The following is a 20,666-nucleotide window of genomic DNA, read 5'->3' on the forward strand; positions in this document are numbered from 1 at the left end:
GGCAGCATGCTAAACCAATGGGTTGCGATACTTGAGCCAACCGAACGTTACCTGGATGAGGTATAAAAATGCAGAATGTCATGGCCGAACAACAGACATATTCCGACAACAGTTTGCTGCTGGATGCGCGCGAGCAGAGTGTGCCGCGCGGCGTGGTTACCGCTCACCCGCTGGTGATTGAACGGGCGAAAGGCAGCGAAGTCTGGGATGTGGAAGGCAACCGTTACCTCGACTTCGTCGGGGGAATTGGCGTGCTGAACGTGGGGCATAACCATCCGGCGGTGGTGAATGCGGTGACGCGCCAGCTGGGGCTGGTGTCGCACGCCTGTTTTCAGGTGGTGGCCTATCCGGGCTATATCGAACTGGCGCAGCGTCTTAATCAGCTGGTGGGCGGCGATGAGCCGTATAAAAGCGTGTTCTTTACCAGCGGCGCGGAGGCCGTAGAGAATGCGGTGAAAATCGCGCGCGCCCGGACCAGCCGCTCCGGCGTCATCGCCTTTGACGGCGCTTTTCACGGCCGTACGCTGCTTGGCGTGACGCTCACCGGCATGAGCCAGCCCTACAAGCAGAACTTTGGCCCGTTCCCGTCGGATATTTACCGTCTGCCGTTCCCTAATCCGCTGCATGGCGTCACCGAAGTAGACTGTCTGAAGGCGCTGGAGCAGCTGTTTGCGGTACAGATCGCGCCGGAGCGCGTGGCGGCGATTATTATCGAGCCGGTTCAGGGCGACGGCGGTTTTCTGCCTGCGGGTCCGGCGTTTATGCAGGCGCTGCGCCGCATCACCGAGCAGCACGGCATTATGCTGATCTGTGACGAAGTGCAGACCGGCTTTGGCCGCACCGGCAAGATGTTCGCCTTCCAGCATTTCAATATCAAACCTGACCTGATCACCGTGGCGAAGAGTCTGGGCGGCGGTCTGCCGATCTCCGGCGTGGTGGGCAAAGCGGCCATTATGGACGCTCCCTTGCCGGGCGGGCTGGGCGGCACCTATGGCGGTAACGCGCTGGGCTGCGCGGCGGCGCTGGCGGTGCTCGACCTGCTGGAGCATGACGCGTTGTTAACGCGCGCGAATCAGCTTGGCGAGCAGCTGCATGCGCGTCTGCAACAGCTGGCGGAGAAGTACGCCTGCATCGGCGATGTGCGCGGCCTCGGCTTTATGCTGGCGGTAGAGATCCTCGACTTTGAAACCGGCAAGCCGGACGCCGCGCTGACGCAGAAGATCCTCGACAGCGCCTGCCAGGAGGGACTGCTGCTGATTAAGTGCGGCGTTCATCGTAACGTTGTGCGTTTTCTTGCCCCGCTGGTCACAACGGATTCACAGCTGGACGAGGCGCTGCACATTTTTGATATTGCGCTGGCGCGCGCCACCGGCCGTCTGGGTTAACGCCATCTTCCTCATTGATATTGCTGGAATAATTATAATTTTTCCTGATGGATAGCACGCGCGGTAACGCTGGCGTTGTTGGCGCAAAGCGTGTTATACCATCAGCACGTCCTGCACAATTGGTTAACAATGAGGGGTGGTATGAACGGCTTAATGAAACTTGACCGCATTGATATCAACATCCTGGTGCAGCTGCAAAAAGATGGCCGTATCAGCAACGTTAATCTCGCCGATGCCGTGGGACTTTCGCCCAGCCCCTGTTTACAACGCGTTAAGCGCCTTGAGCAGGCTGGCTTTATCACGGGCTATGAAGCTCATATTAATCTCACCAAAATCACCGACTCGGTGACGGTGTTCACTGAAGTCACGCTCTCCGGCCACCGCCGCGAAGACTTTATGAAATTTGAAAGCGCGCTGCGCGACGTGGATGAGCTGATGGAGTGCCATCTGATCACCGGCGGCTACGACTACCTGCTGCGCTTTATCACCCGCAGTATTGAGCATTATCAGGACGTTATTGAGAAGATGCTCGACGCGCAGATCGGTATCGACAAATACTTCAGCTATATCGTTATCAAGTCGCCGGTGCTGAAAAGCAGTGTGCCGCTGCGTTCGCTGATTACCCGGCAAAATGATGTGCTGGGAACGGTATAGGCTGAGCTGAGCCGTATTGATGCGCGAGATAAGCGCATCGCGCGGACTCACTCAGGGGAGTAATGGCAACGATGGGCTAAGCCGGGCAGCAAGGGTAATCACGCCGTAAAAAACGCCGCTTTTCTCTTCAGCCCTTACGTTTTTTTCTACTCTGCCTGATGCGCGCCGCAAAAAACGACTAAGCCCAGCCCAGGGCTTTTTTATTGCCCGGACGCCGCGAGTCTCACAGCATAAAATTTCATTTCTGCCTTTTTTTCACCGCATCTACGCGGTCAACGCCTCTCTTTCAGCCGTGGCCGCTGATGCAGTGCCATTACTATAAATTCACAGCGTGACAAGGAGTTACTGATGACCGCACTGATTATTGCCGACCATCTCTGGCAGCGTGACGATGTCACCCTGTCGACGAAACGGACGCGGCTGGATATGGACTGGATTCATTACCAGCTTGCCGAACGCTCTTACTGGGCGCAAGGGCAGACGCGCGCCGCCACCGAGCGGGCGATTGCCGCTTCGCTGCCGTTTGGGCTGTATCACGGCGAAGCGCAGATCGGCTTTGCGCGGCTGATTACCGACTACACCCGCTTCGGCTGGCTGTGTGACGTGATTATCGACGAAGCCTGGCGTGGTCATGGCTTAGGCAGCTGGCTGGCAGGCTGCGTGCGCGAGCATCCGGAACTGGCTACGGTGCGCCGCTGGATGCTCTCAACAAACGATGCTCATCAGCTCTACCAGCGGCTCGGCTGGCGCGTGGTGCAGGAGCCGCACAAGCTGATGGAGTTCCCTCTCTCCTGACTCTGGAGTGACACAGATGCGTTACCGCGTTGGCGTGGATATAGGCGGGTCCTTTACCGATTTCGCCGTGCTGGATCGGCAAACCAGCCAGATCCATACCCTGAAAGTCCTGTCGCGGCCGGATGCGCCGGGCAGTGAAATCCTCACAGGCCTGACGCAGTTCGCCGAGCGCGACGGTCTCGATCCTGCTGAGATCGGCTACTTTACCCACGGCACCACGGTGGGCATCAACGCGGTGATTCAGCGGCGCGGCGTGCGGCTGGCGCTGTTCGCCACCGAAGGTTTTTGCGACGTGCTGGAGCTGGCGCGTCTGAAAATCCCCCATATTCATGACCTCTTTTCCCGTCGCCCCGCGCCGCTAATCAGCCGCGACCGCGTCTTCGCTATTCGCGAACGTACCGATCGCGACGGCAAGGTGCGGCAACCCGTTGACCGCCAGAGCGTGCTGGACGCTATCGAACAGGCGCGCGCAGCGGGCTGCCAGGGCATCGTGGTGGCGCTGCTGCACAGCTATCGCAACCGGCACAACGAGGCGGCGGTAAAGGCGATTGTCGACGAGGTCGCGCCAGAGCTGCTGACCTCCTGTTCTGCCGACGTCTGGCCGATTATTCGCGAATATGAGCGCACCATCACCGCCACCATTAATGCCTATGTGCAGCCGATGGTCATTAACTACCTGGAGAAGTTTGAGCGCGCGCTGCGTGACAAAGGCGTCACCACGCCGCCGCGGATAACCAGGTCTAACGGCGGAGTAATGGGCGTAGAGCAGGCGAAGCGCGAATGCGTGCAGATGGTGCTTTCCGGCACCGCATCGGGCGTAATCGGCGCCAGCTATCTCGCCAGCGCCTGCGGCTTTGACCGTATTCTCAGCCTGGATATTGGCGGCACCAGCGCTGACGTGGCGGTGATCGTCAACGGCGAGGCGGCGCAGGGCAACGGCGAAATTATCGGCGACTTCCCGGTCTATATCCCGTCGGTGGCGGTGACCTCTGTCGGGCAGGGCGGCGGATCGCTGGCGTGGATCGACGCGCAGGGCGTCATGCAGATGGGACCGGACAGCGCCGGCTCGCTGCCGGGACCGGTCTGCTTCCAGCGCGGCGGCACCCAGCCAACGGCGACCGATGCCTTCGCCGCCTGCGGCATGATCGGCCACGGCGATCTTGGCTATCACGCCGTGCAGGTCGATGTCGCCGCCGCGCGCGCCGCCTGGCAGCCGCTGGCGGAACGCCTCGGCGCGTCGGTGGAGCAGACCGCTGAAACCGCCATCGAACTGGCGATCTCCAGCATGTACAGCGACACCAGCGGCCTGCTGTCGCGCTTCGGTCTCGATCCGCGCGAGTTCTGGTTCCTTGCCTTTGGCGGCGCAGGTCCAATGATGGGCTGCTTTCTGGCGCGAGAACTCAATATGAAAGGCGTGATTGTGCCGCCGACGCCGGGCGTGCTCTCCGCGCTGGGCGGTCTGGTGGCGGATATCCGCAACGACTTTATCCGCACGCTTTACGGCGATCTCAACGCCCGACTGGCCGACCGGCTGGCGACAGAGGCGGAAAATCTGAGCCAGCGCGCGCAGGCCTGGCTGGCGGCGGAGCACGGCCCTGATACGCCTTTCACGCTTCAGTTCAGCGCCGATATGCGTTATCGCGGCCAGTCATTTGAAGTAGACGTGCCGCTGGAGCGGGCGTGGCTGGAGACGGCGGACGTGGCGGCGCTGCATGCGGCCTTTGACCAGCAGCATGAGCGGCTGTTCGGCCACAGCGACGCCGCCGCCCCGGCGCAGCTGATTAACCTGCGGCTGGTCATTACCTCGCCTACGCCGAAACCGACGCTGAATCGTCTCGCGCCAGCCAGCGCGCCGGTAGAAGTGGCGAAACAGGTGCAGGCGTGGATAGACGGCGCCTTTCACCAGGTGGATCTGGTGCTGCGCGGCACGCTGCGCGCGGGGCATCAGCTCCTCGGCCCGGTGATTGTGGCGCAGGACGACTGTACCACCTGCGTGCCGCCGCGCATGCGGGTCGAGGTAGACAGCTTCGGTAATCTGTTAATCACGCCCCAGGGCGAGGAGAAGTCATCGTGGCTATAGACGGACGTAACCTGCAAATTCTGGCTAACTACTGCGCGGCGGCGGCTGACGCGATGGCCTTTACCCTGATGCGCACCGCGCACTCAACCTTTGTCAAAGAGACGGAAGATTTCTCCTGTCAGATCGTCAGCCGTAACGGGCTGGCGTTCGCCTCGCCGCGCAGCTTTGGCGCGCCCTGGTACAGCGGCATTGACTATGCGCCGGTGCTGGCGCTGATTGACCGGTATGACGAAGGCGATATCTGCATCACCAATGACGCATACGCGGGTAACGTCGCCACCCATTCGCCCGATATTCATATCTGGAAGCCGGTGTTTTACGCCGGGGAAATTGTCTGCTTTGTGGTGGGCCACATCCACAATACCGACATTGGCGGCGCGGTGCCCGCTTCGCTGTCGCGCTCGCTGACCGACATCGTGCAGGAGGGTATCCGCATCCCGCCGCTGAAGATGGTGCGCAACGGCGCGCTGAATGAGGATGTGGCGCGTATCCTGCGGCTTAACGTGCGCGTGCCGGAGCAGAACTGGGGGGATTTCAAGGCGCAGATTGCTTCGGTCAATATCGGCGAGCGTAAGATCCATGACATTATTGCCCGCTTCGGCGTGGACGATTTTCTTCAGGGGATCGAGGGCATTCTCGACTATGCCGAACAGCAGGCGCGCGCGATTATCCGCACTATTCCTGACGGCGACTATTTTTATGCCGACTACGCCGATGAAGACGGCGAAGGGGGCTATCCGTGCCGCATCGCCATCACGCTGCGGGTACGCGGCGAGACGCTGGAGCTGGACTATACCGGCAGCGATCCGCAGCTTGCCTCATCGCTGAATATGCCAACCGGCGGCCGGGAGCGTCATCCGCTGGCGCTGGTGGGCGTAACCTATGTGCTCTCGACGCTGGACCGCACTCTGCTGCTCAATGCCGGAACGCTGCGCCCGACGCGCGCCATTTTGCCGCCGGGAACGGTGATGAACTGTGAGGCGCCCGCCGCCGTGGGCATGCGCTCGCTGACCTGCGCGCTGTCGCAGATCGCCACCGTCGGCGTTTTTTCGCTGGCGCTGCCGGAGCGCATCCCTGCTAACTCGCCGGGCGGCAACTCGATTATGAACATTCGCACGCTGGATGCCGACAACCGCACTGTTGTGGCCTCGCTGGGACCGGTCGGCGGCGGCGCGGGCGGCACGCCGCGTCACGACGGGCCAGACGGATCGGGCGGACTCTCCGCGTTTCTGAAAAATACCCCGATTGAGATCAACGAAGCCGAAGTGCCGGTTCGCTTCCTGCGCTACGGTCTTGTCGCCGACAGCGCCGGTCCCGGACGCTTTCGCGGCGGACTGGCCACGGAAATGGCCTTTGAAATCTTTACGCCGGAAACCACTGTCACCGCGCGCAACCGCAACCGCTCGGTGTTTGCCTCGGCGGGCGTGGCGGGCGGCCGCGCGGGGGCCTGCTCTTACTTTCGCACGCTGCGCGACGGCAGGGTGCTGGAGCACGGCAACCGCGACCTGATCCACTGTCAGCCTGGAGATGTGGTCGAGGTGCGCGGACCGGGCGCGGGCGGCTACGGCTTACCGTCGCAGCGCGCCGCTGACGCCGTGCTCAACGACGTGCGCTGCGGTTTTCTCAGCGTCGCGGCGGCGCGCGAGCAGTATGGCGTCGCCATCGTCGAGGGAGAAGTAGATCGGGCGACAACGGCGCAGCTGCGCGCCGCCATGCCGCAGCAGGCCGAGGCGCATTTTCATCACGGCGAGGCGCGTCAGCGCTTTGAGGCGCGCTGGACGCCGGAGCGTTACCATCTGCTCACCGCCTTTCTTGCCGACGCGCCGGTCAGCTGGCGTCATTTTCTGAAAACCCAGGTGTTTCGCGCCGTCGAGCAGGTAGGGGAGGCAGCGGATATGACGCAAATATTCAGTGATTTACGGCTGCGCTTTCCTGCATTAGCAGAGGGATAAGGCGGATTGTCGTCTACCCTTACTCTCTGACACGGATTTTCGAGGAGGCGACACCATGAGCATGAAAACCAGCGATTTCTTTGTGCAGCGGCTGAAAGCCTGGGGCGTAACCCGTATTTACGGCTATCCCGGCGACGGTATCAACGGCGTACTGGGAGCTATCCAGCGCGCTAACGAGAAGGGCGACGGGATCGAGTTTATTCAGGTGCGGCACGAAGAGATGGCCGCCTTTATGGCCGCCGGGCACGCCAAATTTACCGGCGAGCTGGGCGTTTGCCTCTCCACCGGCGGCCCAGGCGCAACCCATCTGCTCACAGGCCTGTATGACGCTAAAATGGATCACGCACCGGTGCTGGCTATTGCCGGTCAGGCTGAGGTGACGGCGCGCGGCGCAAGCTACCAGCAGGAGATGAATCTCGATCGCGTGTTTGCCGACGTGGCGAATTTCGTCCAGGAGGCTGCGGCCCCTGCGCAGATCCGGCATCTGATCGATCGCGGCGTGCGCATTGCGAAAGCGCAGAACGGCGTAGCGGTGGTGATCGTGCCGAAAGATATTCAGGACGAACCCTGGGAAGCGCCGAAACATCTGCACGGCTTTACCCACTCTGGTCCCGGCTATCAGCGTCCCAAAGTGGTGCCCTATGAAGCCGATTTGCAGCGCGCCGCCGAGGTGCTCAACGCCGGGAAAAAAGTGGCCATCCTGATTGGCGCTGGCGCGCGCGAGGCGGCGGTGGAGGTGGTGCAGACCGCCAACGTGCTGGCGGCGGGCGTCGCCAAGGCGCTGCTGGGCAAAGATGTGCTGCCGGACGACGCGCCCTTTGTTACCGGCTCTATTGGCCTGCTCGGCACCAAACCCTCGTGGGAGCTGATGCAGAACTGCGATACGTTGCTGATGATCGGCAGCGGCTTCCCCTGGACCGAATTTCTGCCCGAAGAAGGCAAAGCGCGCGCGGTGCAGATTGATATCGATCCGGCGATGCTGGGGCTGCGCTATCCCTGCGAAGTGAACCTGCACGGCGACGCGGCGGAAACCTTGCGCGCGCTGCTGCCGCTGCTGGAGCACAAAGAGGACCGTAGCTGGCAGGAAGAGATCGCGGTGCAGGTGCGTGACTGGTGGAAGGTCATGGAAGATCGCGCTCATGCGCCCGCCAACCCGGTTAACCCGCAGCGCGTGGTGTGGGAGATGTCGCCGCAGCTGCCGGATAACGCTATTGTCACCTCGGATTCAGGCTCCTGCGCCAACTGGTTCGCCCGCGACTATCGCGTTAAGCAGGGGCAGCGCGCGTCGCTCTCCGGCGGGCTGGCCTGTATGGGCGCGGCGGTGCCTTATGCGATTGCCGCCAAATTCGCCCATCCCGATAAGCCGGTGGTGGCGCTGGTCGGAGACGGCGCAATGCAGATGAACAATATGGCGGAGCTGATCACCATCCAGAAATACTGGCAGCAGTGGCAGGATCCGCGCCTGATCGTCTGCGTGTTCAACAACCAGGATCTTAATCAGGTCACCTGGGAACAGCGGGTCATGGAGGGCAACGCGCGCTTTGAGGCGACGCAGCAGCTGCCGGACGTGCGCTACGCGCAGTTTGCCGAAACCCTGGGCTTGCAGGGCATCTTCGTCGATAACCCGGATGAGCTGGAGGACGCGTGGCGGCGCGCGCTGAGCGCCGATCGCCCGGTGGTGCTGGAGGTGAAAACCGATCCAGAAGTCGCTCCGCTGCCTCCGCACATCACCTTTAAACAGGCGAAAGCCTTTATGAGTTCCATGGCGAAAGGCGATCGCGGCGCGGCGCAAATTATCAGCGACACCGCCAGCCAGCTGCTGCATAAGAAGTAGGGCGCACACAGCGTTAAGCGGCCCACCAGCGGGCCGCTACTCTTACTCCTCTCTCTTCTCCCGGCCATCTGCGTCGGGACTCAGGCAATTCGCCGTAAATCATTTTTTGGAGCAAATCATGGCTACAGAGAACAATCCGGTGTGGTTTATTTCAGGCTGCTCGACAGGTTTTGGACGCGAACTGGCGCAGCAGGCGATAGCGCGCGGCTTCAGGGTGGTGGTCACGGCGCGCGATACCGCGAAAGTGGCGGATCTGGTGGACGGTCAGAGCAACGCGCTGGCGGTGGCGCTGGATGTGACGCGTGCGGAGAGCATCGACAGCGCAGTGAAGGCGGCGCTGGAGAAATTCGGCACCATCGATGTGCTGGTGAATAACGCGGGGTATGGCTATCAAAGCTCGGTAGAAGAGGGAGAAGAGCAGGCCATCCGCGATCAGTTTGACGCCAATGTGTTCGGCCTGTTCGCCCTGACGCGCGCCGTGCTGCCCACCATGCGCCAGCAGCGCCGCGGTCATATTATTAATATCACCTCGGTCGCGGGCTTTATCGGCTTCGCCAGCTCAGGCTACTATTCGGCCAGCAAACACGCGGTCGAGGGCTGGTCCGATTCGCTGGCGGTGGAAACCGCCTCGCTTGGCATCCATGTCACCTGCGTCGAGCCAGGTCCGTTCCGTACCGACTGGGCGGGGCGCTCGCTGCATCAGACGCCGAGCAGGCTGCCGGAGTACGCCGAAACCGCGGCGGCGCGCATGAAGGCCACCTCGGAGTACAGCGGCACGCAAAAAGGCGATCCGGCGCGCGCGGCGCAGGCGATGATTGCCATTACCGAGCACAGTAATCCGCCGCGCCATCTGGTGATGGGCGCGTGGGGCTATGATGCGGTAACGGCGAAGCTCAAAGAGCGTCTGGCGCAGATCGAAGCCTGGAAGCAGACGTCCGTCGAGACCGATTTCCCGGAGTAATTTCACCGGCGCGCTGGCTCGCAGCGCGCGTTATTGCCCCTGTCGCCTCCCGTCCTTAGCGCATCCAGTCGCCCAGCCGCTCAAAGGGGATCGCTTTGCTGAACAGGTAGCCCTGGAGCTGATTGCAGCCCGCATCGGCCAGCGCGCTCATCTGCCCTGGCGTTTCCACGCCTTCCGCCGTGACCGTCAGCCCCATGGCATGCCCCAGCTTCACTACGGATTCGATAATCGCGACGGAGTTATCCGCTACGCCCAGCGACTGGGTAAAAGAGCGGTCGATTTTGATCTTGTCGACCGGGAAGGTGCTGAGGTAGTTAAGGCTGGAGTAGCCGGTGCCGAAATCGTCCAGCGCGATGCGAAACCCCGCCTCGCGCAAGGCGATAATGATGGCGCGCGCCTCATGCTCATCTTCAATCAGCACCCCTTCGGTGATCTCCAGCTCGATACGCTGAGGATCGCCGCCGCTTTCACGCACGATCTCCGTCATGCGGGCGACAAAGCCGGTGGCGCGAAACTGCACCGGGGAGACGTTAACCGCCACCATCAAATCCGGGAAGCGCTGCTGGGTCAGACAGGCTTCGCGCAGCACCCATTCGCCCAGCGGAATAATCAGCCCGGTCTCCTCCGCGATGGCGATAAAGTCGCCTGGCGCAATGGCGCCGCGCGTCGGATGATCCCAGCGCAGCAGCGCCTCCACGCCCACCATATTTTTGCCGTCAATATCCATCAGCGGCTGATACCACACCGCCAGCCCGCTGTAGCTCTGGAGCGCAACGCGCAGGTCGGCGGCAATGTTCTGCCGCGTGCGGATCGACTCATCCATGACTCGCTCGAACTGGCGATATTTGCCGCGCCCGCTGCTTTTGGCCTCATACAGCGCAATATCGGCTTTACGCACCAGCTCCAGCCGATCCAGTCCGTCTTTCGGCGCTAATACCAGTCCGATGCTGGCTCCGCTCCATACCTCGCCGCCGGAGAGCGCAAAGGGCTGGCTGAGGGTGTCGAGGATACGCTGCGCCAGCGCCTGTACCTGACCGATATTGTCCACCTCTGACATCACCACGATAAATTCATCGCCGCCGATGCGTCCTACGGTATCGCTGGCGCGCACCAGCGCGGAAAGGCGCTGCGCTACCGCGATAATCAATTCATCGCCGGCGTGATGGCCATGGGTATCGTTAATGTTTTTAAAGCGATCAAGGTCGATCAGCAGCAGCGCCACGCGCTGTTCATGACGCGTCGCCTGCGCCAGCGCCTGGGTCAGGCGCTCCTCCACCAGCGCGCGATTCGGCAGCCCCGTCAGTACGTCGTGAAAGGCGAGATGCAGCGCCTGGGCTTCGCTGGCGCCGAGCTTCAGCATCGACTGCGACAGGTTCAGGGATGACGTCCACAGGCGGCGCACCATATAAAAACAGAGCAGCATCACCACCAGCACCGCAACGCCGGTTGACGGCCCGATGGCGCGCAGCATCTGCGCGCCGGGGCGCATCGGGTCCCAGTTGATATAACCGACGCCTTCGCCCTGCTGTGAGGTCAACAGAAAACGCGCAGGCGCATCGGGCGGCGCGCTGAGGTCAGAGAAGTGCAGTCCTTTTAGCTGGCTGCGATCGGACAGGCCGGCGAGATAGCCATCATCGAGAAATTTCAGGCCGACCAGCCTGAATTGCGCCGCGTCGCGGCCAATATCGCCGATCGCCAGCGCGGCCGCGCGGCCTTCAACGCGCGCAAAATCGGCCTCTTCCTGCTGCGTATGTCTGCGCAGCAGAGCGCTGCTTAACACCGCCTGTACGACAGGATCGGCGGCGGGCGCGTCCAGCGGCTCTCCGTTGCGCCACGCCTGCACCGGATGGTTGTCGCTGTCCAGCACCATGATCAGCTGATGGCCGAACATGTCATACAGCCAGTGGCCCACATTATCGTTTAGCCAGCGCAGATCCGCCTGCGCGGTGCTGAGGTGCGTTTCCAGCGGTTCCCAGCGCGACAGGCTGCGCAGCTGACGCTGATGTTCCGCCAGGCTCTGGCTGAATGAGGCCTCAATCATGCGCTGCTGCTGCGCTTTCGCCTCCTGATTCGTCAGCGTCGTGCCGAGAAAAAGCGCGGTGCCGGCACCGATAAAGGTCAGCAGCAGGATCGCCACCAGCGGCAGGAGGACTTCGCGAATAAAGCTGCGGCGAAAACCGGCAGAAAGTTTGACGCTGTTAATCATTTTCATTTTTCACGTAACAAGGATGTGTCAGTTAATAAGCTAGCAGAAATCCACTGTCCTGCATCGGCATTGAAGCGCAGGCTTATCACTGAAAATTCGCTAAAAAATCTCTGCCGTTTCGTTCGCAAGACTCTTCAGTCAGGCTAATCAAAGCCGTGGTCAGGGAAAAGGCGCAAGGGCAAATTCATCGGCGCGTCACTGCGCGGTCACCGTTCTGTCATCTGTAACGCTCAAGGTAGTCCCCATCACGCAGCCGGTATGGCTGCATTCGCCACCTGTTTCCGGTTGAGGTTTCGATCATGACAGAGATGTCCAGACATCCGACCACGGTTTACCAGGCCGTCGCCGCGCAGCTCGAACAAACGCTGCGGGAGAACTACCGCAGCGGCGACTATCTGCCTTCCGAACAGCAGCTGGCCGAACGCTATGAGGTGAATCGCCATACGCTGCGGCGAGCGGTCGATGAGCTGGTCAATAAGGGGCTGCTACAGCGCCGCCACGGCGTCGGCATCCTGGTGCTGATGCGCCCTTATGACTATCCGCTGCATGCGCAGGCTCGCTTTAGCCAGAACCTGCTGGAGCAGGGGAGCCATCCCACCAGCGAGCGGCTGCTGGCGGTATTGCGTCCAGCCAGCGCCGATGTGGCCAGCGCGCTGGGCGTCGCCGAGGGGGAAAATATTATTCACTTGCGCACCCTGCGCCGCGCGAACGGCGTGCCGGTGTGCGTAATCAACCACTATTTGCCCGATTTGCGCTGGTGGCCAGCGCTACAGCACTTCAGCAGCGGCTCGCTGCACGATTTTCTGTTGCAGCGCGGCGGCCATCAGCTGGTGCGCAGTCAGACGCGCATCAGCACGCGGCGCGCGCAGGCCAAAGAGTGCCGCCTGCTGGAGATTGCGCTGCATGCGCCGCTGCTCTGCGTGCGTACCCTGAATAAAACCCGCGACGGCGCGCTGGCGGAATACTCCGTCAGTCTGACGCGCGGCGACATGATCGAACTGACCCTGGAGCATGAATGGAAAGCTTAACGCAACGGCAGCACTGGTTGTCAGTGCTGGCGCACAGCAGCGCCACGGCGCTGGCGCAGCACTGGCAGGCGCTGCATCTCGCGCCGCGATTTTCTCTGATCCGCCCGGCGGAAATCGGGCTGACGCGGCTGATGGCGCGCATGGGCGCCAGCGGCAGTCGCTTTGTGATGGGCGACGCCACCGTGACGCGCGCCGTGGTGCAGCTGGAGGATGGCACGCTCGGCTACAGCTACGTGCTGGGCCGCGACAAAGCGCACGCCGAATGCTGCGCCCTGATTGACGCCCTGTTACAGCAGCCGCAGACCCACGCCCTGCTGACGCAGAAAATAATCACGCCGCTGGCGGCTCTGCGCGAGGAGCAGCGCCAGCTGCGCGCCCGCGAGATCGCCAGCTCGAAAGTGGATTTCTTTACGCTGGTACGCGGAGATAACTGATGACTTTACTGGCAAGTTTTAACCATCCGGTGGCCGATGCGCAGCGCGCGTTCCGCCGCATCCTGAAAGCGATGAGCGAGCCGGGCGTCATGGTGTCGCTGCCGCTGACGCAGGGCTGGGGCACGCTGTCGCCCGCCGCGACCGCCGTGCTGCTGACGCTGGTGGATCAGGAAAGCCCGCTGTGGATCGATCCGCAGATGGATAACGACACGCTGCGCAGTAATCTGCGCTTTCATACCGGCGCGCCGCTCCGCGATCGCCGCGATGCCCCTTTTGCCCTGAGCCAGGCCGCCAGTCAGCCCTGTCCATCGGACTTCGCGGCAGGTGATAACTTCGCGCCGGAGAAAAGCACCACCCTGATTATCGAGCTGCCGTCACTGAATGGCGGTCTGACGCTGCGCCTCTCCGGACCGGGCCTGCGCGAGCCGCGCGCCATTGCGCCGCAGCTGCCGGAGAGCGTGCTGGCCTACCTGCGCAACCGGCCGCATCCCTTTCCCCAGGGCGTCGATCTGATTTTTACCTGCGGCGAAGCGATGATGGCGCTGCCGCGCACCACTGACGTGGAGGTGTGCTGATGTATGTCGCGGTTAAAGGAGGCGAGAAGGCGATCGCCAACGCCCATCGGCTTCAGGCCGACCTGCGGCGCGGCGATCGCGACGTGGCGGAGCTGGGCTGCGATCAGGTGGCGCAGCAGCTTGGGCTGGCCGTGGACCGCGTGATGACCGAAGGCGGCATCTACGATCCTGAGCTGGCGGCGCTGGCGATTAAACAGGCCAGCGGCGATCTGGTTGAAGCGATTTTTCTGCTGCGCGCCTACCGCACTACGCTGCCGCGCCTTGCCGACAGCGCGCCGCTGGCGACCGACAATATGCGCCTCGAACGCCGCATTTCCGCCGTCTATAAAGACCTGCCCGGCGGCCAGGTGCTTGGTCCGACCTGTGACTACAGCCATCGCCTGCTGGATTTTACGCTGCTGGCTAACGGCGAGACCCCGCCCGCGCCGCGCGCCGACGAGGCGCAGGTCACGCACAGCCCGCATATGTTCACCCTGATGAGCGACGAAGGGCTGGCGGCGCGTGAAACCGACGACGGCAGCGAGCCGGTTGATATTACGCGCGAACCCATGACGTTTCCGGCGTCGCGCGCGGCGCGTCTGCAACAGCTGGCGCGTGGCGACGAGGGCTTTTTGCTGGCGCTCGGCTACGCCACCCAGCGCGGCTATGGCCGCACCCACCCGTTCGCTGGCGAGATCCGCACCGGCTACCTCAGCGTCAGCCTATGCCCGGAAGAGATCGGCTTCGAGCTGGAAATCGGCGAAGTGCTGCTGACCGAATGCGAGATGGTTAACGGGTTTACGACCCAGGGCGAAGAGGCGCCGCATTTTACGCGCGGCTATGGCCTGGTGTTTGGCCGCGCCGAACGCAAGGCGATGGCGATGGCGCTGGTGGATCGCGCGCTGCAAACCCGCGAACACGACGAACGCATCACCAGCCCTGCGCAGGACGAAGAGTTCGTGCTGGCGCACGCCGATAACGTGGAAGCCGCCGGCTTTGTTTCTCACCTTAAACTGCCGCACTACGTCGATTTTCAGGCGGAGCTGGCGCTGCTGAAGCGCCTGCGTCAGGACCATCAGGAGCGCAACCATGGCTGAGCTGACCGGCTATAACCCTGGCTATCTCGACGAGCAGACCAAACGCGCCATCCGCCGCGCCATCTTAAAAGCCGTGGCGATTCCGGGCTATCAGGTGCCGTTCGCCGGACGCGAGATGCCGATGCCCTACGGCTGGGGCACCGGCGGCATTCAGATCACCGCCAGCGTGATCGGCGATGCCGATGTGCTGAAAGTGATCGATCAGGGGGCGGACGACACCACGAATGCGGTTTCAATCCGCCACTTCTTCCGGCGCGTCAGCGGCGCGGCGACCACGGAACGCACCCGCGACGCCACCCTGATCCAGACGCGCCACCGCATCCCGGAGACGCCGCTGGAAGAGGATCAAATCCTGATTTTTCAGGTGCCGATCCCGGAGCCGCTGCGTTTTATTGAACCGCGCGAAACCGAAACGCGCACCATGCACGCGCTGGAGGAGTATGGCGTGATGCAGGTGAAGCTGTATGAGGATATTGCGCGCTATGGCCATATCGCGACTACCTACGCCTATCCGGTAAAGGTCAACGATCGCTACGTGATGGACCCGTCGCCGATCCCTAAATTCGATAATCCGAAAATGCATATGACGCCCGCGCTTCAGCTGTTCGGCGCTGGCCGTGAGAAGCGCATTTATGCGCTGCCGCCCTATACCAAAGTCGAAAGCCTCGATTTCGACGATCACCCTTTTACCGTGCAGGAGTGGGACGAACCCTGCGCGCTGTGCGGCTCGCGCCACAGCTATCTCGACGAAGTGGTGATGGACGATCGGGGCACGCGCCTGTTCGTCTGCTCCGACACCGACTTTTGCCATCAGCAGCAGGAACAGCAACATGCACAGTGAACAGCCGCTGCTTGCGGTCCATAACCTGACCCATCTTTACGCGCCAGGCAAAGGTTTTGAAGCGGTGAGCTTCGATCTCTTCCCCGGCGAAGTGCTGGGCATCGTCGGCGAGTCCGGCTCCGGCAAAACCACGCTGCTGCGCAGCCTGTCGGCGCGGCTGGCGCCGCAGCAGGGCCATATTCTCTATGCTCAGCGCGATCTCTACGCGCTGTCGGAGAGCGAACGTCGGCGCCTGCTGCGCACCGAATGGGGCGTAGTGCATCAGCATCCGCTCGACGGGCTGCGCGCGCAGGTCACGGCGGGCGGCAATATCGGCGAACGGCTAATGGCGGTGGGCCATCGTCACTACGGCGATATTCGCGCGCAGGCGAGCCACTGGCTCCAGGAGGTCGAGATCGCCGCTAATCGCATTGACGATCTGCCGACCACCTTTTCCGGCGGAATGCAGCAGCGTTTGCAGATCGCCCGCAATCTTGTCACCCAGCCAGAGCTGATCTTTATGGATGAGCCAACCGGCGGTCTGGATGTGTCGGTGCAGGCGCGCCTGCTCGATCTGCTGCGCACGCTGGTGCGCGAGCTGAATCTGGCGGTCATCATCGTCACTCACGATCTGGGCGTCGCGCGCCTGCTGGCGCACCGGCTGCTGGTGATGAAAGAAGGGCGCGTCGTGGAGAGTGGTCTCACCGACCGCGTGCTGGACGATCCGCACCATCCCTACACTCAGCTGCTGGTTTCCTCGGTGCTTAACTAATGTCGGATAACCCCATGAACATACAACTGCGCGTCGAGAATTTGTGCAAAACCTTTGTACTGCACAACCAGGGCGGCACTGCGCTGCCCGTGTTGCAGAATGCGTCGCTGGAGGTGGAAGCGGGCGAGGTGGTGGTGCTGCACGGCCGCTCCGGCAGCGGCAAATCCACGCTGCTGCGCGCGCTCTATGGCAACTACCAGGCCAACAGCGGCCATATCTGGCTGCGTCATCAGGATCGGTGGGTTGATATGGCGAACGCCCCGGCACGGCAGATTGTGGCGATGCGTCGCGACACCCTCGGCTGGGTCAGCCAGTTCCTGCGCGTGATCCCCCGCGTCCCCACGCTGGACATTGTGATGCAGCCGCTGCTGGAGCGCGGGGTAGAGCGTGCCTTTTGCGAGAAGCGGGCCAGAGAGCTGCTGGAGCGCCTTAACGTGCCGCCGCGTCTCTGGTCGCTGGCTCCTTCGACCTTCTCCGGCGGCGAGCAGCAGCGCGTCAATATCGCGCGCGGCTTTATCGCCGACTATCCGGTGCTGCTGCTGGATGAGCCTACCGCCTCGCTGGATAAAGCCAACAGCGCGGCGGTGGTGGAACTGATCGAACAGGCTCAGGCGCGCGGCGCGGCCATCGTCGGCATTTTTCACGATGAGGCGGTGCGCGAGCGGGTGGCGGATCGTCTGCACGTTATGCAGCCGGTTATCAGCGAGGCGCAGGCATGATTATTAATAATGTCAGACTGATCCTCGAACAGGAGGTCGTGGCCGGATCGCTGGAGATGCGCGATGGGCTGATCGCCAGCTTTAGCGAAACGCCGAGCCGCCAGCCCGGCGCGCTCGACGGCGAGGGCGCGTATCTGCTGCCGGGCCTGGTCGAGCTGCACACCGATAACCTGGATAAATTCTTTACCCCGCGCCCGAAAGTGGACTGGCCGGCCCATTCCGCCATGAGCAGCCATGATGCGCTCATGGTCGCCAGCGGTATTACAACGGTGCTGGACGCCATCGGCGTCGGCGACGTGCGCGATGGCGGTCATCGCCTCGACAATCTGAGCAAAATGATCGACGCCATCCGCGACAGTAACCTCAAGGGGCTGAACCGCGCCGAGCATCGACTGCACCTGCGCTGCGAGCTGCCGCACCCCACCACGCTGCCGCTGTTTGAGGCGTTAATGACCACGCCGGAGCTGTCGCTGGTGTCGCTGATGGATCACTCGCCGGGCCAGCGGCAGTACGCCTCGCTGGAAAAGTACCGGGAGTATTACCAGGGCAAATATGCGCTGAACGATCGGCAGATGGATGCGTTCGAGCGCGAGCAGCTGACGCTGGCGGCGCAGTGGTCACAGCCGAACCGCCAGGCCATTTCCGCGCTCTGTCGTACTCGCCATATCGCTATCGCCAGCCACGATGACGCCACCGAGGCGCACGTTGACGAGTCGCATGCGGTGGGCAGCGCCATCGCCGAATTTCCCACCACGCTGGAAGCCGCGCGCGCCTCGCGTGACAGAGGGATGCAGATCCTGATGGGCGCGCCCAATATCGTGCGCGGCGGCTCGCATTCGGGCAACGTGGCCGCCTGGGAGCTGGCCGCAGAGGGGCTGCTGGATATTCTCTCCTCTGACTACTATCCGGCGGCGCTGCTGGACGCGGCGTTTCGTCTGGCCGCCGACGAGCGCAACGCGCTGGCGTTGCCGCAGGCGGTCGCGCTGGTGACGCGCAATCCCGCGCGTGCGCTTGGTCTGGCGGATCGCGGCCTGATTGCCGAAGGCCGCCGCGCCGATCTGGTGCTGGCGCACACCGATCACGGCCATCCGCATATTCGGCATGTCTGGACGCAGGGCAGGCAGGTTTACTGATGGCGCGGCTGATCTGGCTTATCGGACCCTCAGGCTCAGGCAAAGACAGCCTGCTTAACGGGCTGCGCGAAGCGCCGCCGCCCAACGTGCTGATCGCCCATCGCTATATTACGCGTGCGGCCGATGCGGGCGGCGAGAATCATATCGCCCTGACCGACGCGGAGTTTGCGCGGCGAGCGGCGCAGGGGCTGTTCGCCCTGCGCTGGACGGCGCACGGCCTGCACTACGGCATTGGGCTGGAGCTGGATGTCTGGCTGGCGCGCGGTCATGACGTACTGGTTAACGGTTCGCGTCAGCATCTGCCGCAGGCGCAGGCGCGCTACGGCGCGCAGCTGCTGCCGCTCTGTTTGACGGTGTCGCCAGAGGTGCTGGCGGCGCGCCTGCGCCTGCGCGGACGGGAGAGCGAGACGGAGATTGCGCAGCGCATAGCGCGCGCCGCCCAGCTGCCGCCGTCGGGCTGCCGCTTGCTGAACAATAACGGCGCGCTGTCGCAAACCCTGTTGCAGCTGCGCCAGCTGCTGGAGCCGCTGCCATGAAGCTGACCTTTCTCGGCACCGGCGGCGTCACCGCCGCGCCGCTTTTTGGCTGTGACTGCGCCGCCTGCGCGCGGGCGCGCGTGGAGGTCAGGCGGCGGCGCGCGCCGTGCAGCGCGCTTATCGACACCGGCAGCGAACGTATCCTGCTGGACGCCGGTTTGCCATGGCTGGCGGAGCGTTTTGCGCCCGGCGAACTGTCGCGCATTCTGCTGACGCACTACCACATGGATCATGTGCAGGGGCTGTTTGCCCTGCGCTGGGGGGTGGGCAACAGGATCCCCGTCTGGGGACCGCCGGATGAGAAGGGCTGCGACGATCTGTTTAAGCATCCCGGCCTGCTCGATTTTCGGCCTGCGCTGACGCCTTTCGTCCCTCACGCATTCGGGGCGTTGCAGGTCACGCCGCTGCCGTTGCAGCACTCGAAGCTAACGCACGGCTATCTGTTTGACTGGCGCGGCTCGCGTCTCGCCTGGCTGTGCGATACCTGCGGGCTGCCGCCGGATACAGAGGATTTCCTTTCCGGTCTGTCCCTCAGTGCGCTGGTTATCGACTGTAACGATCCCCCTGCGGCCACGGCGCGCAACCATAACGACGTCACGCGGGCGCTGGCGATAATCGAGCGGCTGGCTCCGCAGCGCGCCTGGCTGACGCACCTCTCGCATCAGATGGATAACTGGTTATCACACAACGCCTTACCTGAGTCCGTGCAGGCTGCTTCTGACGGCTTAACCCTGTCGCTGGGCGCCAGCGACCCTGTCACCGTTTGATCACCGGACTGTCATCAGAGAGTCATCGCGCCGCGCCCTAATAGGCGTCAACTTACGACTGGTCAACGACGACGGAGTACATCATGGCTCAGGCCCTGTTAAAAACGGTAGTGGACAACAGCAGCGCGCCGCTGCGCCGGACGGAACATAAGGTTCTGTCGGTGCAGGGGCTGGGTAAGTCCTGGGGCGAGAACCGCGTGCTGGACAATGTCAGTTTTGATCTGCATGCGGGAGAAATGGTCGCCGTGATCGGCCGCTCAGGCGCAGGCAAATCGACGCTGCTGCATATGCTTAACGGCACCATTGACGCTTCCGAAGGGGCGGTTTACAGCCTGCGCGCTGGCGAGGCCGATCGCAATCTGCTGACGCTTAACAGCCGCGAGCTGCGCCAGTGGCGCAGCGAGTGCGGCATGATCTTTCAGGACTTCTGCCTGGTGCCGCGCCTGGATGTACTGACCAATGTGCTGCTGGGCCGCCTGAGCCAGACCTCGACGCTAAAATCCTTTTTCAACATTTTCTCCGACAGCGACCGGGCGCACGCCATTGAGCTATTGCAGTGGATGAATATGCTGCCGCAGGCCCTTCAGCGCGCCGAGAATCTGTCAGGCGGGCAGATGCAGCGCGTGGCGATCTGCCGCGCGCTGATGCAAAACCCGAAAATCCTGCTGGCCGATGAGCCGGTGGCGTCGCTCGATCCCAAAAATACTCAACGCATCATGGATGTTCTGCGTCAGGTCAGCGAGCAGGGCATCAGCGTGATGGTCAATCTGCACTCGATCGACCTGGTGAAAAGCTACTGCACGCGCGTGATCGGCATTCAGCGCGGCAGAGTGCTGTTCGACGGTCATCCTTCGTACCTGACCGACAGCCTGCTACATCAGCTGTACGGCGATGAAATCAATCAGCTCCACTAACCTTCACGGCAAGAGAAAAACCTCG

19 protein-coding genes are annotated in these 20,666 nt (G+C 62.6%); 18 read left to right on the plus strand and 1 reads right to left on the minus strand.

Annotation, left to right across the window (positions count from 1 at the left end; translation table 11 throughout):
- Nucleotides 1-68 precede the first annotated feature (68 nt).
- From gabT to BBB56_RS05575, 7 genes are all read left to right on the plus strand, one after another.
- Nucleotides 69-1,385: a 4-aminobutyrate--2-oxoglutarate transaminase gene (gene gabT / locus BBB56_RS05545; RefSeq protein ID WP_123799615.1), complete on the plus strand. Its 1,317-nt coding sequence runs from the start codon at nucleotides 69-71 to the stop codon at nucleotides 1,383-1,385.
- Between the two features lie 141 nt (nucleotides 1,386-1,526).
- The gene (locus tag BBB56_RS05550; protein ID WP_123799617.1) at nucleotides 1,527-2,039 is read left to right on the plus strand and encodes an Lrp/AsnC family transcriptional regulator; all 513 of its coding nucleotides are present in this window, start codon (nucleotides 1,527-1,529) and stop codon (nucleotides 2,037-2,039) included.
- Between the two features lie 348 nt (nucleotides 2,040-2,387).
- Entirely contained in the window at nucleotides 2,388-2,834 is a 447-nt protein-coding gene (locus tag BBB56_RS05555; RefSeq protein WP_123799619.1) for a GNAT family N-acetyltransferase, read from the plus strand.
- A 16-nt stretch (nucleotides 2,835-2,850) separates the two neighbouring features.
- Nucleotides 2,851-4,914, plus strand: a complete 2,064-nt coding sequence (locus BBB56_RS05560) for a hydantoinase/oxoprolinase family protein (protein WP_123799621.1) — start codon at nucleotides 2,851-2,853, stop codon at nucleotides 4,912-4,914.
- Nucleotides 4,905-6,866 (plus strand): hydantoinase B/oxoprolinase family protein, encoded by a 1,962-nt coding sequence (locus BBB56_RS05565; RefSeq protein ID WP_123799623.1) that lies wholly within the window; start codon nucleotides 4,905-4,907, stop codon nucleotides 6,864-6,866. The genes BBB56_RS05560 and BBB56_RS05565 overlap by 10 nt, the downstream gene beginning before the upstream one ends.
- A 55-nt stretch (nucleotides 6,867-6,921) precedes the next feature.
- On the plus strand, nucleotides 6,922-8,700 hold the full coding sequence (locus BBB56_RS05570; protein WP_123799626.1) for a thiamine pyrophosphate-requiring protein: 1,779 nt from the start codon (nucleotides 6,922-6,924) through the stop codon (nucleotides 8,698-8,700).
- A gap of 118 nt (nucleotides 8,701-8,818) precedes the next feature.
- Complete coding sequence (locus tag BBB56_RS05575; RefSeq protein ID WP_123799628.1) at nucleotides 8,819-9,661, plus strand: oxidoreductase; 843 nt, start codon at nucleotides 8,819-8,821, stop codon at nucleotides 9,659-9,661.
- A 55-nt stretch (nucleotides 9,662-9,716) separates the two neighbouring features.
- Here the strand turns inward: BBB56_RS05575 and BBB56_RS05580 are convergent, their stop codons facing one another.
- The gene (locus tag BBB56_RS05580; RefSeq protein ID WP_123799630.1) at nucleotides 9,717-11,867 is read right to left on the minus strand and encodes a putative bifunctional diguanylate cyclase/phosphodiesterase; all 2,151 of its coding nucleotides are present in this window, start codon (nucleotides 11,865-11,867) and stop codon (nucleotides 9,717-9,719) included.
- A 299-nt stretch (nucleotides 11,868-12,166) separates the two neighbouring features.
- Here BBB56_RS05580 and phnF point away from each other — a divergent pair, with 299 nt between their 5' ends.
- The 11 genes from phnF to phnC all read left to right on the plus strand — a co-directional run bounded on the left by phnF (nucleotide 12,167) and on the right by phnC (nucleotide 20,641).
- A complete protein-coding gene (gene phnF, locus BBB56_RS05585) occupies nucleotides 12,167-12,895 on the plus strand; it encodes a phosphonate metabolism transcriptional regulator PhnF (protein ID WP_123799632.1) in 729 nt (242 codons plus the stop codon).
- A complete protein-coding gene (gene phnG, locus BBB56_RS05590) occupies nucleotides 12,883-13,329 on the plus strand; it encodes a phosphonate C-P lyase system protein PhnG (RefSeq protein WP_123799634.1) in 447 nt (148 codons plus the stop codon). Before phnF ends, phnG begins: the two co-directional genes overlap by 13 nt.
- Entirely contained in the window at nucleotides 13,329-13,904 is a 576-nt protein-coding gene (gene phnH / locus BBB56_RS05595; protein WP_123799636.1) for a phosphonate C-P lyase system protein PhnH, read from the plus strand. The genes phnG and phnH overlap by 1 nt, the downstream gene beginning before the upstream one ends.
- The gene (locus tag BBB56_RS05600; RefSeq protein WP_123799638.1) at nucleotides 13,904-14,980 is read left to right on the plus strand and encodes a carbon-phosphorus lyase complex subunit; all 1,077 of its coding nucleotides are present in this window, start codon (nucleotides 13,904-13,906) and stop codon (nucleotides 14,978-14,980) included. Before phnH ends, BBB56_RS05600 begins: the two co-directional genes overlap by 1 nt.
- A complete protein-coding gene (locus tag BBB56_RS05605) occupies nucleotides 14,973-15,821 on the plus strand; it encodes an alpha-D-ribose 1-methylphosphonate 5-phosphate C-P-lyase PhnJ (protein ID WP_123799640.1) in 849 nt (282 codons plus the stop codon). Before BBB56_RS05600 ends, BBB56_RS05605 begins: the two co-directional genes overlap by 8 nt.
- Complete coding sequence (gene phnK / locus BBB56_RS05610; RefSeq protein ID WP_123799642.1) at nucleotides 15,811-16,572, plus strand: phosphonate C-P lyase system protein PhnK; 762 nt, start codon at nucleotides 15,811-15,813, stop codon at nucleotides 16,570-16,572. The genes BBB56_RS05605 and phnK overlap by 11 nt, the downstream gene beginning before the upstream one ends.
- A gap of 14 nt (nucleotides 16,573-16,586) precedes the next feature.
- Nucleotides 16,587-17,291: a phosphonate C-P lyase system protein PhnL gene (gene phnL, locus BBB56_RS05615; RefSeq protein ID WP_123799644.1), complete on the plus strand. Its 705-nt coding sequence runs from the start codon at nucleotides 16,587-16,589 to the stop codon at nucleotides 17,289-17,291.
- Nucleotides 17,288-18,424, plus strand: a complete 1,137-nt coding sequence (phnM, locus tag BBB56_RS05620) for an alpha-D-ribose 1-methylphosphonate 5-triphosphate diphosphatase (RefSeq protein WP_123799646.1) — start codon at nucleotides 17,288-17,290, stop codon at nucleotides 18,422-18,424. The genes phnL and phnM overlap by 4 nt, the downstream gene beginning before the upstream one ends.
- On the plus strand, nucleotides 18,424-18,960 hold the full coding sequence (phnN, locus tag BBB56_RS05625) for a ribose 1,5-bisphosphokinase (RefSeq protein WP_123799648.1): 537 nt from the start codon (nucleotides 18,424-18,426) through the stop codon (nucleotides 18,958-18,960). Before phnM ends, phnN begins: the two co-directional genes overlap by 1 nt.
- Nucleotides 18,957-19,727 carry a phosphonate metabolism protein PhnP gene (gene phnP / locus BBB56_RS05630; protein ID WP_123799650.1) on the plus strand — a complete coding sequence of 257 codons (771 nt, stop codon included), beginning with the start codon at nucleotides 18,957-18,959 and terminating at the stop codon, nucleotides 19,725-19,727. Before phnN ends, phnP begins: the two co-directional genes overlap by 4 nt.
- Nucleotides 19,728-19,810: 83 nt before the next feature.
- Complete coding sequence (gene phnC, locus BBB56_RS05635; RefSeq protein ID WP_123799652.1) at nucleotides 19,811-20,641, plus strand: phosphonate ABC transporter ATP-binding protein; 831 nt, start codon at nucleotides 19,811-19,813, stop codon at nucleotides 20,639-20,641.
- Nucleotides 20,642-20,666 lie beyond the last annotated feature (25 nt).

The sequence above is a fragment of the Candidatus Pantoea deserta genome (genome assembly GCF_003813865.1).
Lineage (GTDB): Bacteria > Pseudomonadota > Gammaproteobacteria > Enterobacterales > Enterobacteriaceae > Pantoea > Pantoea deserta.

Coding starts and splice junctions, on each gene's coding strand:
- BBB56_RS05580 (WP_123799630.1), bottom strand. CDS start 11,867: ATGATTAACAGCGTCAAACTTTCTGCCGGTTTTCGCCGCAGCTTTATT.
- BBB56_RS05570 (WP_123799626.1), top strand. CDS start 6,922: ATGAGCATGAAAACCAGCGATTTCTTTGTGCAGCGGCTGAAAGCCTGG.
- BBB56_RS05555 (WP_123799619.1), top strand. CDS start 2,388: ATGACCGCACTGATTATTGCCGACCATCTCTGGCAGCGTGACGATGTC.
- phnN (WP_123799648.1), top strand. CDS start 18,424: ATGGCGCGGCTGATCTGGCTTATCGGACCCTCAGGCTCAGGCAAAGAC.
- BBB56_RS05605 (WP_123799640.1), top strand. CDS start 14,973: ATGGCTGAGCTGACCGGCTATAACCCTGGCTATCTCGACGAGCAGACC.
- BBB56_RS05550 (WP_123799617.1), top strand. CDS start 1,527: ATGAACGGCTTAATGAAACTTGACCGCATTGATATCAACATCCTGGTG.
- phnK (WP_123799642.1), top strand. CDS start 15,811: ATGCACAGTGAACAGCCGCTGCTTGCGGTCCATAACCTGACCCATCTT.
- phnP (WP_123799650.1), top strand. CDS start 18,957: ATGAAGCTGACCTTTCTCGGCACCGGCGGCGTCACCGCCGCGCCGCTT.
- phnL (WP_123799644.1), top strand. CDS start 16,587: ATGAACATACAACTGCGCGTCGAGAATTTGTGCAAAACCTTTGTACTG.
- phnF (WP_123799632.1), top strand. CDS start 12,167: ATGACAGAGATGTCCAGACATCCGACCACGGTTTACCAGGCCGTCGCC.
- BBB56_RS05575 (WP_123799628.1), top strand. CDS start 8,819: ATGGCTACAGAGAACAATCCGGTGTGGTTTATTTCAGGCTGCTCGACA.
- phnC (WP_123799652.1), top strand. CDS start 19,811: ATGGCTCAGGCCCTGTTAAAAACGGTAGTGGACAACAGCAGCGCGCCG.
- phnH (WP_123799636.1), top strand. CDS start 13,329: ATGACTTTACTGGCAAGTTTTAACCATCCGGTGGCCGATGCGCAGCGC.
- gabT (WP_123799615.1), top strand. CDS start 69: ATGCAGAATGTCATGGCCGAACAACAGACATATTCCGACAACAGTTTG.
- BBB56_RS05600 (WP_123799638.1), top strand. CDS start 13,904: ATGTATGTCGCGGTTAAAGGAGGCGAGAAGGCGATCGCCAACGCCCAT.
- phnG (WP_123799634.1), top strand. CDS start 12,883: ATGGAAAGCTTAACGCAACGGCAGCACTGGTTGTCAGTGCTGGCGCAC.
- BBB56_RS05560 (WP_123799621.1), top strand. CDS start 2,851: ATGCGTTACCGCGTTGGCGTGGATATAGGCGGGTCCTTTACCGATTTC.
- phnM (WP_123799646.1), top strand. CDS start 17,288: ATGATTATTAATAATGTCAGACTGATCCTCGAACAGGAGGTCGTGGCC.